This window comes from Crateriforma conspicua (assembly GCF_007752935.1).
GTDB classification, from domain to species: domain Bacteria; phylum Planctomycetota; class Planctomycetia; order Pirellulales; family Pirellulaceae; genus Crateriforma; species Crateriforma conspicua.
On the sequence record NZ_CP036319.1, the window covers coordinates 2,163,397 to 2,178,244 of the forward strand.

22 protein-coding genes and 1 other RNA gene are annotated in these 14,848 nt (G+C 57.6%); 13 read left to right on the forward strand and 10 right to left on the reverse strand.

The genetic code is table 11. From position 1 onward, the window contains the following. The first annotated feature begins 75 nt into the window (after positions 1-75). The 13 genes from Mal65_RS08340 to Mal65_RS08400 all read left to right on the forward strand — a co-directional run bounded on the left by Mal65_RS08340 (position 76) and on the right by Mal65_RS08400 (position 5,150). Positions 76-891 carry an amidoligase family protein gene (locus Mal65_RS08340; RefSeq protein WP_145295892.1) on the forward strand — a complete coding sequence of 272 codons (816 nt, stop codon included), beginning with the start codon at positions 76-78 and terminating at the stop codon, positions 889-891. Positions 892-1,179: 288 nt separating this feature from the next. Further along, on the forward strand, positions 1,180-1,455 hold the full coding sequence (locus tag Mal65_RS08345; RefSeq protein ID WP_145295897.1) for a hypothetical protein: 276 nt from the start codon (positions 1,180-1,182) through the stop codon (positions 1,453-1,455). Between the two features lie 72 nt (positions 1,456-1,527). Continuing rightward, entirely contained in the window at positions 1,528-1,740 is a 213-nt protein-coding gene (locus Mal65_RS08350) for a hypothetical protein (protein WP_145295899.1), read from the forward strand. A 251-nt stretch (positions 1,741-1,991) separates the two neighbouring features. Beyond that, on the forward strand, positions 1,992-2,270 hold the full coding sequence (locus tag Mal65_RS08355; protein WP_145295902.1) for a hypothetical protein: 279 nt from the start codon (positions 1,992-1,994) through the stop codon (positions 2,268-2,270). 158 nt (positions 2,271-2,428) lie between these two features. Beyond that, a complete protein-coding gene (locus tag Mal65_RS08360; RefSeq protein WP_145295905.1) occupies positions 2,429-2,650 on the forward strand; it encodes a hypothetical protein in 222 nt (73 codons plus the stop codon). Positions 2,651-2,812: 162 nt separating this feature from the next. Beyond that, positions 2,813-3,067, forward strand: coding sequence for a hypothetical protein (locus Mal65_RS08365; RefSeq protein ID WP_145295908.1), 255 nt, complete (start codon positions 2,813-2,815; stop codon positions 3,065-3,067). A 5-nt stretch (positions 3,068-3,072) separates the two neighbouring features. Further along, positions 3,073-3,144, forward strand: an RNA gene (locus Mal65_RS08370) — hammerhead ribozyme type II. A gap of 28 nt (positions 3,145-3,172) precedes the next feature. Beyond that, a complete protein-coding gene (locus tag Mal65_RS08375; RefSeq protein ID WP_145295911.1) occupies positions 3,173-3,655 on the forward strand; it encodes a winged helix-turn-helix domain-containing protein in 483 nt (160 codons plus the stop codon). Between the two features lie 40 nt (positions 3,656-3,695). After that, positions 3,696-3,908 carry a hypothetical protein gene (locus Mal65_RS08380; protein ID WP_145295914.1) on the forward strand — a complete coding sequence of 71 codons (213 nt, stop codon included), beginning with the start codon at positions 3,696-3,698 and terminating at the stop codon, positions 3,906-3,908. Between the two features lie 263 nt (positions 3,909-4,171). After that, on the forward strand, positions 4,172-4,357 hold the full coding sequence (locus Mal65_RS08385; RefSeq protein ID WP_145295917.1) for a hypothetical protein: 186 nt from the start codon (positions 4,172-4,174) through the stop codon (positions 4,355-4,357). Next, positions 4,354-4,587 (forward strand): hypothetical protein, encoded by a 234-nt coding sequence (locus tag Mal65_RS08390; protein WP_145295920.1) that lies wholly within the window; start codon positions 4,354-4,356, stop codon positions 4,585-4,587. The genes Mal65_RS08385 and Mal65_RS08390 overlap by 4 nt, the downstream gene beginning before the upstream one ends. Then, complete coding sequence (locus Mal65_RS08395; RefSeq protein WP_145295923.1) at positions 4,587-4,814, forward strand: DUF4314 domain-containing protein; 228 nt, start codon at positions 4,587-4,589, stop codon at positions 4,812-4,814. The genes Mal65_RS08390 and Mal65_RS08395 overlap by 1 nt, the downstream gene beginning before the upstream one ends. Before the next feature lie 12 nt (positions 4,815-4,826). Next, a complete protein-coding gene (locus Mal65_RS08400) occupies positions 4,827-5,150 on the forward strand; it encodes a hypothetical protein (protein WP_145295926.1) in 324 nt (107 codons plus the stop codon). Positions 5,151-5,156: 6 nt separating this feature from the next. Here the strand turns inward: Mal65_RS08400 and Mal65_RS08405 are convergent, their stop codons facing one another. From Mal65_RS08405 to Mal65_RS08450, 10 genes are all read right to left on the reverse strand, one after another. After that, a complete protein-coding gene (locus tag Mal65_RS08405) occupies positions 5,157-6,467 on the reverse strand; it encodes a DNA modification methylase (RefSeq protein ID WP_145295931.1) in 1,311 nt (436 codons plus the stop codon). Positions 6,468-6,569: 102 nt separating this feature from the next. Beyond that, positions 6,570-7,358 (reverse strand): MBL fold metallo-hydrolase, encoded by a 789-nt coding sequence (locus Mal65_RS08410; protein WP_145295934.1) that lies wholly within the window; start codon positions 7,356-7,358, stop codon positions 6,570-6,572. Positions 7,359-7,439: 81 nt separating this feature from the next. Continuing rightward, positions 7,440-8,009 carry a YdeI/OmpD-associated family protein gene (locus tag Mal65_RS08415; RefSeq protein ID WP_145304783.1) on the reverse strand — a complete coding sequence of 190 codons (570 nt, stop codon included), beginning with the start codon at positions 8,007-8,009 and terminating at the stop codon, positions 7,440-7,442. A 35-nt stretch (positions 8,010-8,044) separates the two neighbouring features. Then, a complete protein-coding gene (locus tag Mal65_RS08420) occupies positions 8,045-8,512 on the reverse strand; it encodes a GNAT family N-acetyltransferase (RefSeq protein ID WP_145295936.1) in 468 nt (155 codons plus the stop codon). 193 nt (positions 8,513-8,705) lie between these two features. Beyond that, positions 8,706-9,164 (reverse strand): hypothetical protein, encoded by a 459-nt coding sequence (locus Mal65_RS08425; RefSeq protein WP_165701154.1) that lies wholly within the window; start codon positions 9,162-9,164, stop codon positions 8,706-8,708. 117 nt (positions 9,165-9,281) lie between these two features. Next, positions 9,282-11,480, reverse strand: coding sequence for a bifunctional DNA primase/polymerase (locus Mal65_RS08430; RefSeq protein ID WP_145295941.1), 2,199 nt, complete (start codon positions 11,478-11,480; stop codon positions 9,282-9,284). A 55-nt stretch (positions 11,481-11,535) separates the two neighbouring features. Next, positions 11,536-11,982, reverse strand: coding sequence for a hypothetical protein (locus Mal65_RS08435; RefSeq protein WP_145295944.1), 447 nt, complete (start codon positions 11,980-11,982; stop codon positions 11,536-11,538). 28 nt (positions 11,983-12,010) lie between these two features. After that, positions 12,011-13,675 carry a DEAD/DEAH box helicase gene (locus Mal65_RS08440; RefSeq protein WP_145295947.1) on the reverse strand — a complete coding sequence of 555 codons (1,665 nt, stop codon included), beginning with the start codon at positions 13,673-13,675 and terminating at the stop codon, positions 12,011-12,013. Next, the gene (locus Mal65_RS08445) at positions 13,675-14,259 is read right to left on the reverse strand and encodes a RusA family crossover junction endodeoxyribonuclease (protein ID WP_145295950.1); all 585 of its coding nucleotides are present in this window, start codon (positions 14,257-14,259) and stop codon (positions 13,675-13,677) included. Before Mal65_RS08445 ends, Mal65_RS08440 begins: the two co-directional genes overlap by 1 nt. 94 nt (positions 14,260-14,353) lie before the next feature. Beyond that, positions 14,354-14,845 carry a DUF669 domain-containing protein gene (locus Mal65_RS08450; RefSeq protein ID WP_145295953.1) on the reverse strand — a complete coding sequence of 164 codons (492 nt, stop codon included), beginning with the start codon at positions 14,843-14,845 and terminating at the stop codon, positions 14,354-14,356. Between the last annotated feature and the right edge of the window lie 3 nt (positions 14,846-14,848).

Sequence of the window (14,848 nt, forward strand, 5' to 3'; positions counted from 1 at the left end):
AGACTCTGCATAATCCCGAACTCCGCATAATCGATACTATGCGGAGCTCCGCATAGCATCGAACTCGAAACCACCATGCCCGAAAACGACCCCACGCCGATCGGCGGCTACCACAACGGGTTGCCGGTTTCTTGGTTGCCAGCGGGTTGGAAAGCCGAACGCGATTCGAGCATCATGACGCTCGGGCGAGGCCGAAAGGGTTGCGAATTCGTATCGCCGGTCCTCCGCGGATACGAAGGGCTGCAAAGCGTCATGACCGCGGTCGACGCGATCGCGGCCCGCGGCGGCCGGGTCAACTATTCGACCGGCATTCACGTAACGGTCAGCTTCGGCAACGACGCCGCGGCGCTCTCGCGACTCATCTCGCTGATCGGCAACCACGAACGGGCCATCTACGCTTCAACCGGAACACGACGCCGCGAACAAAACCGCTGGGCGAAACGGATCAAGGACTACGGCAACAAGGACGCCGCGAAACGCCAATGCGAATCGGATCGCCACCACCTGCTGAACCTCACGCACCTCGCCCGCGGCCGGAACCGAATCGAGATCAGGGCCTTCGCCGGCAGCCTCAACAAAGACAAAATTGCGGGGTACCTGCAAATTGTTTTGGGCTTGGTCGAACTGGCCATCAATAGCAAACGCTGCTCGGGCTGGGACTACGCCAAAAAGCCCGGAACCAAATCTTGCTGGGATCGACCGGGTGCCGGCGAAGGCGAAACGGAACTCAACCGGTTGTTCTATCGGCTTGGCTGGACGAAGGGTTGGTACAAGGGCGACCTGCGAAACAAACGATTCGGCGAACTGACCGCCGGCGACCAAACCTGCGATTGGCGGCCGGTCAAGAAAAAGCTGCTCGCCATGGCCCGCAAGTACGACCGGGCGGTGTGACCGCCGGCAGCCTGCCACCTCGACCACGCCACGATTCTCGCCGTGGCGTTTTTCAAAATTCTTTCCGCGAGTTTCGCGATCTGTCGCATTCTTCCGGTAGGTCATAGGTATCAGCCGACGATCCAGACGAACGCGACACGCGGCGTTTGTGGGCGACATCGGCGACATCAAGAAAACTGCAACAAGCTTGCAAATTACTGCCGGGTTTCGCTTGCTGTGTTCGGAAACCCATGGCTCATGTGTGTCATCGGAAGGCGGTTTTTCATTCACCTCAACGGAGAAACAAACATGACCATTGGCGAACTGATCGGCTTGCTCGAGGAGTACCGCGACGAGCACGGCGAAGACTGTGAAGTGCGTTTGATGACGCAACAAAACTGGCCCTTTGAAAACCGCATCGCCGGCGTCACCAGTGGCGCGGAAATGAACGAAGCGGAGCATGACGACCCGCACGAATTCGCGGACGACCAAGACGTCGCCGAAGACGCGATGGTTTACATCGTTGAAGGCGGGCAGATTTGCTACGGCAGCAAACGGGCTTGGGAAACCTGCCGCGATTGCTAAACGCGAACTTTCACGCCGGCGGCGCGAAAGAACGCCGCCGGCCTTTCTATCCAACAACCTAGGAATGAACCCATGACGCACCGAGACAAACTCGAAGACGCTTACGTTGCCGCACACATTCGAGCGTTGACCTTGCTCGAAGATTTGCACCAGACCATCGAGGATCTGCCGGCGCCGGGTAGCGACGATTATCCGCTTGATTGGGGCCATGTCGGATCGCTCAATCATCTTTGCGAACAACTGGCAGATTTGAAGAAGCACTTCGTTTTGTCCGATGGCGATTGACCATCAACGGCAGTCTTGGCCACACGCCGCGACGTTCGGCCAACGCCGCGGCGTTTTCTCATTCGGGCATGGTTTGTCGACATGTTTGATTGACGCCACACGTTGCATTTGTCGTCCACGTCGGCGGTATCGAGAAACATTCAACATCACCGCAAATTGCTGCGGGAACTCGCTTGAGGTGTCTTGGAACGCATGGCTCATGTGTGTCAACGGAACGAATTCTTGACCCTTTCCAAAACGGAAACACAACCATGCGAACTGTCAACGAAATCAACGGCCGCCGCCCTCGACCCGACCGCCTCGAAGTCTTGCGAAAGCGATACGCGGCGCGACAAACCCAAGCGGCCAACTGCTGCTTGAAGGCGGCAACGCTCGACATGCTTTCGGAACTAACCGACTACGTCAACTACTTTGAACCGGAAGGGATTTATGCGCCCGAAGACAGCCAACATGTCTACCCAGCGCTGCAACGCTTCTATGACGGGTTGATGGAATTGAACGCGCAACTTCACGACGACATCGGAAGGTAGCCGGCCGCGGCGAACGCCAACGGTCACGGTCACGGTCATTCGAAAAGTTTTCAAATGATTGCCGACCGCCGGCGGATTCCGCTTGATGTGTTCACAAACGCATGGCTCATGTGTGTCACCGAAACGCTTTTCATTCCTTTCCGACCGGAGACACACCCATGGATACTGCCACCCAAAGCCGTCCTTCAACCGCAGACGTTTTATACGCCCAAACATCAGCGTTGCTATTGATCGAACAACTCCGCGAAGCCGTCGCCAACATGCCGCTGGCCGACGCGGTATCGCAACGCGGGTTGGTTGAAACATTCGATGAACTGGACGACCTGCACGACGAAGTCGACGGGTTGTTAACGAACCTCCGAAAGAAGTTCGACAACTGAATTCCGCCGTGCGTCGCGAGTTATCGCAGCATTCCAGAAACATGGAAAAAGACTGCGAAAAGCTTCCCGAACTCGCTTGAGGTGTTTTCAAAACCATGGCTCATGTGTGTTAACGCCGAACGGCAAAACGCTTTTCAAACCCTTTCCCAAAGAGACCAAACCATGGCCCTGAACGAAACCCAAAAGACTGCGATCGCCAACCTTCGCACCGAGATGTTGAAACTCGACCCGGACACGTACCAACGCATCCGCGAAGACTTTTATCGCATCGCCGACAACCTCAAACCGCTCGCCGACGCTTTGGAGAAGGCGGACGCCGACCTAGGCGGCAACGCTGGTCCGCTTTTGGACGAACACTACATCTTCGCCCAAATGTACGACCTATTCCGCAAGAGCAACCTGGGCGGGGTGGTTTAAACGAAAGCCGAAACGCCGGCAAGGAAGCCTGGCGTCGCGGCGGGTTGGTGCCCGCCGCCTGACGATGGCAGCCAACCACGAACGATTCCAAACGGAGAGACAAAGATGAAAAAGACAGACGTAAAGATCGGCGGCGAGTACTACGCCAAGGTCACGAACAAGAAGGTTGTTGTGCGGATCGACGCGGAGAACTCCTCTGGCGGTTGGGACGCGACGAACCTTTCGACGAACAAGAAGGTCCGTGTCAAAACGGCGGGCCGATTGCAAGGTCCTGCGCGAACCACGGCGTCGGATGGGGAACCCACCCAGCGTGTGAAGAAACGCGTTGCCAAGAAGACGTCCGAGTCGCCGGCCACCGAGAAAAAGCTTTCCTGCGTGAAAGCGGCGATCAAGGTCTTGGAAGAAAGTTCGGAGCCGCTGAACACGCAGGAGATGATTGCGGCGATGACGGACGCTGGGTACTGGACCAGCCCCGGCGGCAAGACTCCGCACGCGACGCTGTACTCGGCGATCCTCCGGGACCTTGGCAAAGGCAATGAGAGCCGATTCGTTAAAACCGAGCGCGGCCGCTTCACGGTTCGCAGCTAGGCGGGAAGGAATAATTCGATGCAAAAGCATTTTTTACGATTTGCGAGAGGTCGAGGACTTGGCCGATGGCGAGCGAGCATTGCCAGAACCAGGTGTGACGTATGACTTGCGGACAATGGAGAACCGCACGGTGGATACCGAGGTCGAATGTGTGTTTCGCGATGGAGACACCTTGTTCGCGCGAACTTCCGCCGGCGAAACCTATCCGGTGACCGGTGAAGGCTCGTACGTTTTGGTCCCGCGCGGCTTGTAACCGCAAACACTTCTCCGCATGGCGAACACTTCGCCGCACACGCCCGACGTTGGCCACGGTCGGGCGTTTTGTCGTTGGTCGGTTAACGGGCCACACGTCGTCGAGGCCCCACACGCGGCGACGTCGGCCGCGACTTCTTTTTGGTGAAAAACATCGCGAATCTTTACGTGTGTTTTCCAAAGTTCGCTTGCTGTGTGCGCCGGCGCATGGCTCATGTGTGTTCACGCGAACGCCATTTCTTTCTCCAAACACAGAGAGCCCGAATGCAAAACTTGAAACCTCAACGCTGGCGATCGACGGTTGTCCTCGCCGACGGCCGGCGAATCGAAGTCGACGAACCACTGCCAGTCCATACCATTGTCGCCGATGCGAAACGCGCCGGTGCCACCAAGGTCGAACTCGAAAACGGCACTGAAATCTTCCTCAACGAAAACGGAGAACAACAATGAACAAGGTTCAAACCCCCAACCCGCGATCGATCGAGCCGGCGCCGGCTTACGAGAACGGTCACCAGATCACACGCGACTTGTTGCGGCACATCGAACTGCAACTCGACCGCATGATGCGGCCGGACTGCAAGGACCTGCGTTGGACAAATGTGCGGGCGGTCAATTTGATCAACGCCCAGCTATCGGAGGTCGCCGCATTGCTCGATGAAACCAACGGAGTCCGTAACTGATGAACGGCAACACAAACTTCAAGGCGGGCGACCGGGTCCGCCTGGTTTCGATGACCGACGACCCCGACCCGATTCCCGCCGGCACCATCGGAACGGTTGTCGGTGTTTATCCACAACGCGATTGGACGCAACTTGATGTTGATTGGACGGGCGGCCGGTCGCTGATGCTTTCCATTCCACCGGATGTCGTCGAGCGAATTGAACTGCCGGCGGCCGACAAGCCATAAGGATTTGAAACCATGTCGACACGAGCCACGATCGCAGTCCGCCGGCCAAGCGGCGACTACTTGGCGGTCTATTTGCATTTTGATGGCTACCCTGAGCACGCCGGAAAACTGCTCGAAGCCAACTACCTGACGGCCGAGGAGGTGGAAACGCTCGTTCAGCGGGGCGACATTCGCTGTCTTGATTCGGAGTTGGGCGAACCGGAGTACTACGACACCGAAGTACCGTCAACAACGTTGCCGACGTTGGAAGCGATGCTCGACTATTCGAGGAATTGCGGCGCGGCCTATGTGTACATCTTCGATGATGGTCAGTGGGCAACTCGCAAGCTGTCTTGACTACGCTCATCGCATGTTTTCCTCGCGGACGCCGACGGGGATCGGTGACTCCCCGGTCCGTTCGAGCACGGCGACCTTGCCGGTGAAACGCTGGTAGCGATCGACGATGACGTCGCAATACGGTGGGTCGAGTTCCATCAAGAAGGCGTTGCGTCCGGTTTGCTCCGCCCCAATCAAGGTCGAACCGCTGCCGCCGAACAGATCGAGCACGTTCTCGCCTTTGCGTGACGAGTACTGCATCGCCATCACCGCCAACTCGGCGGGCTTTCCGGTGAGGTGTTCGAGCTTTTGTGGTGGGATCTTCTTGACGTGCCAAAGATCGGTCGCATTATTCGGGCCGAAGAACTTGTGGCCGGCGCCCTCTTTCCATCCGTAGAAGGCCCATTCGTGAGCTCCCATGAAATCCTTGCGAGTCATCACCGGGTGCTGTTTGTCCCAGATGATGGCTTGCGAGAAATACAGCCCGGTGGCAGCGAGGACCGGTGGATAGTTTGCGATGTTGGAGAAGCCTCCCCAAATATAAAATGACCGACCCGGTTCGAGCGCGCGAGTGATGTTGCTGAACCATGCTTTCAACAGACGGTCGAACTCTTCGTCGGAGACGAAGTCGTTCTCCAGCGGTCGGTCCTTGGCCCGCATCTTTCTCGGGCCTTCTTTTGACTTACCCTTGCCAGCCTCGAACGAGCTATTGCCGGCCGCGATCGCGTTCTTGCTGCGAGGCTCAACGCGAACATTATACGGGGGATCTGTATTACAAAGATGAATCTTCGCACCCGCCAACAGGGTATCGAGGTCTTCGACGCTGGTGGAGTCGCCACACATCAATCGATGGTCACCGAGAATCCAGATGTCGCCTCGCTGCGTCACCGCCTCGTCGGGCGGTTCGGGAACGTCGTCGGGATCAGTTTGCCCTTCCTTCACGCCGGGATCGAGCAGTTTGGCAAGTTCATCGCTGTCGAAACCGAGTAACTCGCAGTCAAAGCCAACGTGCTGCAGTTCACCGAGTTCGATCGGCAGCAGGTCAAAGTCCCATTCCGCGTTCTCGCCGGTGCGGTTGTCTGCGATGCGGTACGCCTTGACCGCTTCGGGTTCGAGGTCACGGGCGACGTGAACCGGGACTTCGGTAAGGTTCAATTTTTGCGCGGCTTTGAACCGCGTGTGCCCGACGATGATGACGCCATCGGGATCGACGACGATCGGTTGCCGGAAGCCAAATTCGTTGATGGACTGGATGACCGGTCGGACCGCATCATCGTTAATACGTGGGTTGTTCTCGTACGGCTTGATTCGATCAAGCGACCACATTTCGACCTGCATGGCAGAGTCCTTTTCCAGAGGTAAGAAGCGGAAAAGGGTCGGTCGTTGGGTGGTTGGTTAGATGGTTGGGTTGGTTGGGTGCGTCGTCCGAGCGGGCTGAAACTATATTCCTTTGAAACTCTCGATTCGTGGGATTTTCGCGGGCAACTCGGTCACGTCGTGGTATCCGAAGAATTCAACGGACTGTGAATGGTCATTGGAGAACTTCCTGAGTCGATCGAGTGACTCCAGCCTGGCCACATTGTCTTCGGCGCGAATGGTTGCGAGTTCGCCGATTGGGTGATTGCGATCGTTCAGTTCTTCACGCAAATAGTAGGCATCGCCAACGTACAATAGCTTCGTTGAGGACGTTTCGACGGCTACGCCGCAATGACCGATCGTGTGTCCCGGAAGCCAAATGAGGTGGACAGCGGCGTCTATCGCTAACTCGAGACGCCTCGACGGTAGACCGAACCAATCCCCATCAGCTTCGGAGTAGCTATCCCACATCGGGCTATGCGAGAATTGCTCGGCACTGTACCGAGGGCTACCACGTTCAATCTCGGCTAACTCCTCGGACGACACATGCACCTTTGCTTGGGGGAAGTCGGCTAGACCGCCTGCATGATCGTGATCACCGTGAGTCAACACGATGTCGGTGACAGAGGTTTGCGAAAGTCCAAGGCTCTCGATTTGGCAAAGTGCCGTGCATTCGGGGATGAACTGAAAACCGGCCGCGTCGATCGCTGCTCGTCCAATGCGAGGGACAGGTTGCTCAATGTCCAGCATTCCGATTCCCGAATCGACGAGGACAATCCGATCAGCTTGTCGAAGGATCAATCCGTGGCAGGACGCTGGCGGAAGTGGCGGTGAATGAAGCCAACCGAAATTGGCGTGGATGATTTTCAGCATGAGGGGTTCAACGCTACAGGTCGATTTTGGTGAATGCATACAAGATATAGGTTGAACCCAAAACGACGAAGGTCATCACGCTCAACCTTCGTCAGCTAACCTTCCCCCATCGTTCCAGTTGCCGAACATCTTGCCGGCGGCGGTCTTGGTGATGAAGTTGCGGAGTCGTTTGTCGAACTCGGCAGGTTGCTTTCGCATCTCTTCGACGTAGCCGATGCGAACGCGTTTGTAGAGATCCGGAAACGACTCGAAGTGTTCCCATGCGTCGGGTTTGGCCTTGAGTGCGGCGACGATGTCTTCGGCGACCCAGAAGTTGATTGACAGGTCGGGCAACGTCGCTTGGCCGGCGTCGGTCATCAAACCGAGACGAATCAACCGGCGAGCACGTTCCTTATTCAACTCGGTCCAGTTGCTGCGTTTGCGACGCGGCGTCAGACGTTGAGCCTTCTCGAACTCGGAATGCTTCTTGGCGATGCCGTCGATCCAACCGAAACAGATGGCTTCCTCGACCGCGTCGAGATACTCGACCGCTGGCACATTGGGTCGCTTGTCGAGTAAAAGCCAAATCTCGGTCTTTGTCTTTTGGTTTTCCTGCAGCCAGCCTCGCCATTCCTTCCGGTTGGCCGGTTTGATCGTTTCGGTGATGTCCATGCTGCGACCCAGGTTGCAATCACTTCCAACGGGCTTCAATCGAGCCGTTTCCAATAAACCACTTTGTCCATGCCGTCGATGTAGAAGTCGCTGATACGAGCTTCTTCGCGATAGCCATGGGATCTGTAGAACGACCGAACGTATTCAAAGTCGTCGAGCCCGGCCGTTTCCACTAGCAACACGCGTGCGGATTGCTTCGCTAACGCTCGCTCGACGAAGCTGAGCAACTTACCGCCGCGACCACACCTCTGCTTGGCTGGATCAATGGCAATGTAGAGCAGATTCCATGTGCCTTCGGTCATTCGCTCTGGCATCGCGTAGGCAACACCAGCGATACCGTCCTCGTCGTCGACGAACCATTTGTCGGTAGATACATCCCCAGCGGCAAAGTGTTGATCGACGGTATTTGCCAGTTCCGACAACTCTCGCGCCTCGAACAGGCCAACCGCCGAAGAAAGCTCCATCACGCCTGCTTTGTCGTTGGCTTTGAAGTCACGAATCATTTGAAAACTTTGCTATTGGTTCTCGATAGTGCCTGCGGGCAGACACCACTCAAGCCGGTAAGGTTCGCATGAAAGACATGCGGACGCCAGACAACCGCGACCGAAAGTCTCATTCGGACAAGCAAAACAAACTGTACCTAATAACGCCGCTGTTCCCGCGGCCCCCACCGGCGTTTGCACGGCCGGGAAGTACCTAAACGCGGTCGGTTGGCGGTTGGCCGGGCAGTGGTTCGCTATCGACGCAAACGGCCACAACGGCGGCGTCTGTCGCGTCCTCGTGGGCTGCCGCGTCTAGTTCGGCGTTGGCGTCGGTGATCGCAAATGACGCCAACCGCGGACGGAATTCGCCACACCAATCACATGCGATCACGATCGGGAACAACGCGTAGTTCACCGAGGCCTCGCGGTTGCCATGGTCGCATACCGGTGGGAGACGTCGGCACTCACCCTGTTGGCATTCCTCTTCGGGCGGTTGATCGCGATCGAGCAGCGGCGAGGTGTCGAAGAAGCGGCAATCCCAGCACGACGGTTCAGGCTGATTCAAAATACCGCAATAACGCAATTCATCAGTAACCCCCTCGTGCCCTCGCGTGCGGGCGGGCATACGCGCGGGTGTCTGATGTATTGAGGTATTATTATTTATGTATTTCATTGTTCGTATTTCCTTGGGTTTCAGGCGAATTTCGGGTTTGCGGCATTCGGTGATGAACTCGATTACCGCACTGATGTTTTGGCCCTCGCAGTGATTGCCGCAACTGCGGTATTCAATTCATCCGTTTTCGAGCAGCCGGTAGACAAAGCCGCATCGGGTCTTGGACCGTCGCTGCTCACGAACAACCAAACGCTGCGTGCCCAGCAATTCGATCACCTCCTTTTGTTCGCTGGGTTTCCACGGCAATCTGCGGGCGAGTTCCCATTCGGGCATTGGTTTGTCGCCGCGTTTCTCTTTCCACTTCTTCAGCAGCCGGACGACCTCCTTGGCCATCGCGTCGAAGTCGTTACGGGCAACGTGGTCGCTGGCCATGAACAGCATCCGCCGCGTTTGATGCTCGACCACGCGGATGGCCCAGCGACAAGCGTCAGCATCGATGACCGGATCACGGCAGTTGCGACTAACGGCGTAGAGAAGGGCGAGCTTTCGGGTCTGTTCGCTCACCCGTCCCCACACCGTCGTTCCGACCGGATCGTTCGCTTCCTCGGCTTTGTCGTACTGTTCCTCGGCGCTGACGCGAGCGTCGGCGAGCAACCGCTTGGCATCCTTGTCATGAGGGACGATTGCCGGCGTGGGGTTCCAATCAACAAGATTGCCGGCACCGGGGCGGAAATTCTCCCACCACGCGGCCGTCTCGATGATCGAATCCGGGACATCACGGATCTTGGGTTCTTGGCCCTTTCCGCGACGGCCACATTCGAAGATCAACATTCGAGCGAATAATCCGTTGGTTAACATCCGCTCGGACAACGCTTCGTAATAGTGGTTCGGGATCGCCGTGCCAAAGATGACCAGTGACGGTTGATTGATGACGCCGGGGTCTTCTTTGCCGGCTTTACGACGCATGGGATAGACGCTGTTGGCAGATGAGTACATCGTCAGCAACGTCGACATGATCTGCTCGAAGCGAGCGTCCTTGGATTTGTTGATCGATTGCAACAGTCCGTCGATCTCGTCGGTCTGAAACAGCATCGACGGGGTTAGGTTCAAACCGTCTTGAATCCCTTCACCGGACGCGAATCGTTCTCCGACGCAGCTTGCCATGCCAACTTGCTGCAGGATGCGGACGTTCAACTTCCGCGGCCAATCCTTGCCAGCGGCCGAGTGAGCCAAACCGAGCAGATACAGATTCGTCCGGTTGTCGCCGGGATCACGTACGCGGCGGCCGGCGAGTGTGGCTTGCAGCGACAACGCTCCGCAGAACGCCATGACAGGGTTGGGATACGGAGCCGTGTCGAGGCAATGGTCCATGACCTCGGCGATGAATCCGGGGATACGGAGTAAGTGATCTGGCAGCACTCCGGGGTCGGGAATGTTGGGTTTGTCACTCGAATCCGGTTCATCGTCGTCATCGTCAATGATATTTGATGACTTTGTGAAAGCCGACAGATCAACGTCATTCGCCGGTGGCGATGTCAATTGTTCGTCGCGCAACCAGCCGTAGGGACGATCGTGAGATTTGGTTGCCGCTTGGTTGATCTTGTGCTGCAACTCACGATCGGACCACGGCGGCGAACACCGCGGGTTGTATTCGCTTTGCAAGATCGCGAGGGCGCGATTAGGTGCAATGCCGAAGCCGTGAACCAATGCGGTCGCGGCGGCGAAGGTTTTCGAGTGACCGCTGCTGCCGGAGACCGCACCTGGCATGGCGGTGAGGTATGCGATGGCTCGTTGTTCAACGTCGGCGGTTGGTTCCGAAAGCGCGGCCGGTATTGGCTTGGCAACTGGAACGCCCCGTTTGATGATGACGGCATCGGCGAGAGCTTTCACGCACGCGGCCAGCATGGGGGCGGGGACGGTTGCTGGATCGGCGTCGAGCACGTCATAGGGTTCGCCGTCTGGATGGATGCTTGGGCCGACCACGGTTTGACCACCAGTGGATCGCAGCTCAACGATCATCGAACCGTCGGTCGGATCGGTGTGTTTGTCTGTGGTTGCACCAGTTGCGACGTACCAACGATGCGAGCGCGGTGAGGACGGCCGGCCGGTAACCGCTGGCGTTGGCGGCAGATATTGATCGGCTAGTTCGATCGCTTCGGGACAATCGAGATCCACGTCGACTAGCCAACCGGACGGCTCGCCGAGGATCAGTCCAATATTGCAACCTTCGGGAAAGACCTCAGGCTGCAAACGCAGCGATGTCCAGTCCCGTCGCGATGGTGACTTGGAGTTTGGTTTGAGCGGCACGCAGTACCAGCCACGATCGCGGTAGTTCGCGACGTGCGATCGAACGTCGATTGGGATTGGCTGGGACATGGCCGGCTACCAAGATGCAAGTCACTGGGTGGGGAAGATGGGTGACCGCCGGCAGTCACTCACTCGATCCCAGCTTCGGCATCTCGGCGAGCCGACGCTGCGCGGTTTCGTAAGCCTTGATAGCCCGGTCCGCGTGTCGAGTCTCCGGTGAGACGTGCTGGAAACATTCATCCAACGCTTGGGTGATGTCGATCATCCAGCCGCTCCAATACTCTCGGTCACGCGGCGGCAGATAATGTCGAATCTTGGCCAGCGGATGCTTCGGCACCAGCGTCGACCGATCGTGGTAGAAGCACAACGTCCCGCCGTCATCGTTCGCGGTTGGTTCGTCGATGTACAAGTCATAGTCAACGGTCTTCACCTCGGCGTCTTCGATGTTGTCGACATCGCTTTCGTCCACCAGATTGACCGACAGGCTTCGAATGAGGCGGGCTGCATCGCCGGCGACCGAAAGCTCGACACCATCAAGCGGACCGTCGTTGAGTTGGATCAAGTATTCCAATGAAACATCCTTGGGCTAAAGGTCGAAGTCAAAACGGGGCATCTTCGAGATTCGCGATTGCCGGTACTTCGCCGAGCGTGCAACCGATGATGCGGTCGTAGCGTTGGCCAGCGATTGATCGCACGGTGATCGAATCCGGTGCGGCCAATAGTCCGGCGGCAGCGATGCCCATCGCCTCGTCGGCGTCAGTCGGGCACGGATCGAGGCAACGCTCCTGCCACCACTGTTCGGCTTTGCGGCGGGCGAAGCCGGAGTGCTCGATGCAGATGAATTCACTTTGCCAATGATCCAGACCGATCATGTAGTCGACTCGCAAGCATCGCGGTGCGTCATCGTCGGCATCGCGTTTGCGATGGATGCGATAAACGATGTCTTGGACGTCGTAGTCGGTGTCGGTGACTTCGCCCGAGAGGACGCCGGCTTCGCTCGCCTTGGCATCGTGGGCCTCGCGGTCTGGCGGTGGAAACGGATGACCGCACTCGGGACAATTCGCATATCCGCACGCGACCAAGGCGTGACATTTTTCGCACTCTTTGGCCGGTGGTTCTTGGTCCGGGCGGGCAGCTTTCTCTTTCGGTTTGATTTGGTCGATCGGTCCGTGGCGTTCGATGTTGCCGCCGAAGTCGAGGACTAGGCAGTTCCGTTTGTCGGGATGCAGACGAAAGCCGCGACCAACACATTGATAAAGCAAGCCCGGCGACATGGTCGGGCGGAGCATGACCACGCAATCGACGCGAGGTGCGTCGAATCCGGTCGTCAGCACATTCACGTTGCAAAGGAAACGCAGCGGTTCGTCGGCAAGCAAGGAAGTTGGTGCATCACCGCGGAATCGCGACAGCAGTTCATCGCGTTCATCCGCCGGCGTCTCACCAGTGACAAAGCCACACTCGATGTCGTGGTTTTTCGCCAACGTTTCGACGATTTGCCGGCCGTGGGCGACACTGGCGGCGAAGATCAAAACCGCCCTGCGGTCCGCGGTCAGTTCCACGATCTCGGCACACGCGGCCGACACGAGGGCGTCGTCGCCGGCCAATTGTTCGACATCACCGGTGACAAACTCGCCGGCACGGGTGCGGAGGTCGCCGAAGTCCGCTCGGTTGACGCCAGCTTTGGAAACGAGCGGGCAGAGATATCCATCGCGGATCAGTTCTTTGATGCCGACGTCGAAACAAACATGATTCAAGAAATGGTCTGGCGAACAGATCATTCCACTGTCCAAGCGGAACGGTGTCGCGGTTAGCCCAATCACGCGAACATTCGGGTTGATCACTTTGCAATCGGCAAGAAACTGCCGATACATACCGTCACCCTTCTTGCCGATAAGGTGTGCCTCATCAACCACGATCAGATCGAACGGATCAAGCTCGCACGCTCTCTTGTAAACGCTTTGAATGCCAGCGACCAAAACCGGCGTGTTCGTGTCACGCTTCTTCAGCCCAGCGGAGTACAAACCGACGTCGATGTCCGGACAGAGGCGGCGAACCTTGTCGGCGTTCTGTTCGAGCAACTCTTTGACGTGAGCCAGGATCAGCACGCGACCGCTCCAACGCTGAACAGCATCGCTAGCGATCTGCGCAAGCACGAGAGACTTACCGGCACCGGTCGGCAATACGGCGACCGGATTGTCGTCGCGGGTGCGGATATGTTCGTAAACCGCGTCGACGGCGGATTGTTGATAGGCTCGCAGTTGCATCACATCGGCACTCCGTTTCGGCGTTTGCCGGATCCGGCTTCAACGACCGATGGCGGCATCTTCGATTGCTTGTGTTTGCAATCACGACAAATTCGGTGTGTCGGGCCTTTTGATTCGAAAGATTGGTGGCACTGCAAACAAATGCGATTGGCATGGGCGTGTCTTTCGACATCGACCTCTGCGATCCAGACGATCGCTTGGCCCTTTGGCTTGTCTGCCGTCCGCTGGACACCGGCGGCGATCTCTGCCTTGGTTCGTCGCTTTGGCGGAGCCTTCTTCTCGGCCACGATCTTTTCAATCGCCAATCGCACGATCTGGTTGTCGTCCAAGAACGCTCCGCCCCACTGCAGCGCGTCAAGCATCGCTTTGAGCACATTGTCGATGTCGCGACGGCGGCGGTCGGGCATGTGCAATTCGATGTCGACCGACAGGGGGCCTTCGAGCGGTTGCACGCCTTTGCGATGCAGGTAGCCGCTCACGTCGGCGCGGTACTCGCGACCTTTCTTGGAGATCAACACACGCTGGCCGACGTGTCGCCAGTAGTGATTGATCGTGGGCGGATAGGGCAGTTTGAGCTTGAGCATTCGTTACAGAGCAAGTGAAAAGAAAACGCCCGGCCGACAGTCCGTTGCCGGCCGAGCGTCTGGCCTTGGTGCGATCTTCAGGGAGAGGTCGCGACTATCGCTGCCAAGGTGGGGTATCCGTGCCGGAAGAGTCCGGCGAAGAAGCGGCGGTGCTAGACAGTTCGGAAGCCGCGATGGGCTGGGCCGAGGCGTCGCGCCGGGAATACCCCTTCACTTCGTTCTGCAACTCGCCAGTGTCTGATCGGCGTTTCACCTTGACGTGGATGTTGCAAGGCAAGTTGTGCAGGTCCGTCGAATCCGTTGGGGTGAGCACACCCACGGCGCGGCAGATCGCAGACAATTCGCGACGAGCGATCTCGACTGCGGTCGCGTTGGGGTTGTCGAGATTGAGTCGCACCCACAGGAGCCTGTTGGCGTGCTCGCCTTCGATAACTTGAAACGTGAGCTGAAGATAATTTCCGGCTCCCGACTTGGTCGGCTTCATTTCGCTGTCGGTGATGACGGCAACGTACTTGCCAACCGGGATCGGTTCGAGGTCGTTGGCGGGTTTAATAGTGTTGGCATCAAAGCCTTGAAGGTTGGCCATGGT

Excerpts from the sequence above, each read along its gene's own strand:
- Mal65_RS08390 (WP_145295920.1), top strand. The coding sequence starts at position 4,354 with ATGAACAAGGTTCAAACCCCCAACCCGCGATCGATCGAGCCGGCGCCG.
- Mal65_RS08345 (WP_145295897.1), top strand. The coding sequence starts at position 1,180 with ATGACCATTGGCGAACTGATCGGCTTGCTCGAGGAGTACCGCGACGAG.
- Mal65_RS08415 (WP_145304783.1), bottom strand. The coding sequence starts at position 8,009 with ATGGACATCACCGAAACGATCAAACCGGCCAACCGGAAGGAATGGCGA.
- Mal65_RS08425 (WP_165701154.1), bottom strand. The coding sequence starts at position 9,164 with ATGAAATACATAAATAATAATACCTCAATACATCAGACACCCGCGCGT.
- Mal65_RS08360 (WP_145295905.1), top strand. The coding sequence starts at position 2,429 with ATGGATACTGCCACCCAAAGCCGTCCTTCAACCGCAGACGTTTTATAC.
- Mal65_RS08400 (WP_145295926.1), top strand. The coding sequence starts at position 4,827 with ATGTCGACACGAGCCACGATCGCAGTCCGCCGGCCAAGCGGCGACTAC.
- Mal65_RS08375 (WP_145295911.1), top strand. The coding sequence starts at position 3,173 with ATGAAAAAGACAGACGTAAAGATCGGCGGCGAGTACTACGCCAAGGTC.
- Mal65_RS08405 (WP_145295931.1), bottom strand. The coding sequence starts at position 6,467 with ATGCAGGTCGAAATGTGGTCGCTTGATCGAATCAAGCCGTACGAGAAC.
- Mal65_RS08365 (WP_145295908.1), top strand. The coding sequence starts at position 2,813 with ATGGCCCTGAACGAAACCCAAAAGACTGCGATCGCCAACCTTCGCACC.
- Mal65_RS08445 (WP_145295950.1), bottom strand. The coding sequence starts at position 14,259 with ATGCTCAAGCTCAAACTGCCCTATCCGCCCACGATCAATCACTACTGG.
- Mal65_RS08440 (WP_145295947.1), bottom strand. The coding sequence starts at position 13,675 with ATGCAACTGCGAGCCTATCAACAATCCGCCGTCGACGCGGTTTACGAA.
- Mal65_RS08395 (WP_145295923.1), top strand. The coding sequence starts at position 4,587 with ATGAACGGCAACACAAACTTCAAGGCGGGCGACCGGGTCCGCCTGGTT.
- Mal65_RS08355 (WP_145295902.1), top strand. The coding sequence starts at position 1,992 with ATGCGAACTGTCAACGAAATCAACGGCCGCCGCCCTCGACCCGACCGC.
- Mal65_RS08450 (WP_145295953.1), bottom strand. The coding sequence starts at position 14,845 with ATGGCCAACCTTCAAGGCTTTGATGCCAACACTATTAAACCCGCCAAC.
- Mal65_RS08420 (WP_145295936.1), bottom strand. The coding sequence starts at position 8,512 with ATGATTCGTGACTTCAAAGCCAACGACAAAGCAGGCGTGATGGAGCTT.
- Mal65_RS08410 (WP_145295934.1), bottom strand. The coding sequence starts at position 7,358 with ATGCTGAAAATCATCCACGCCAATTTCGGTTGGCTTCATTCACCGCCA.
- Mal65_RS08430 (WP_145295941.1), bottom strand. The coding sequence starts at position 11,480 with ATGTCCCAGCCAATCCCAATCGACGTTCGATCGCACGTCGCGAACTAC.
- Mal65_RS08340 (WP_145295892.1), top strand. The coding sequence starts at position 76 with ATGCCCGAAAACGACCCCACGCCGATCGGCGGCTACCACAACGGGTTG.
- Mal65_RS08350 (WP_145295899.1), top strand. The coding sequence starts at position 1,528 with ATGACGCACCGAGACAAACTCGAAGACGCTTACGTTGCCGCACACATT.
- Mal65_RS08385 (WP_145295917.1), top strand. The coding sequence starts at position 4,172 with ATGCAAAACTTGAAACCTCAACGCTGGCGATCGACGGTTGTCCTCGCC.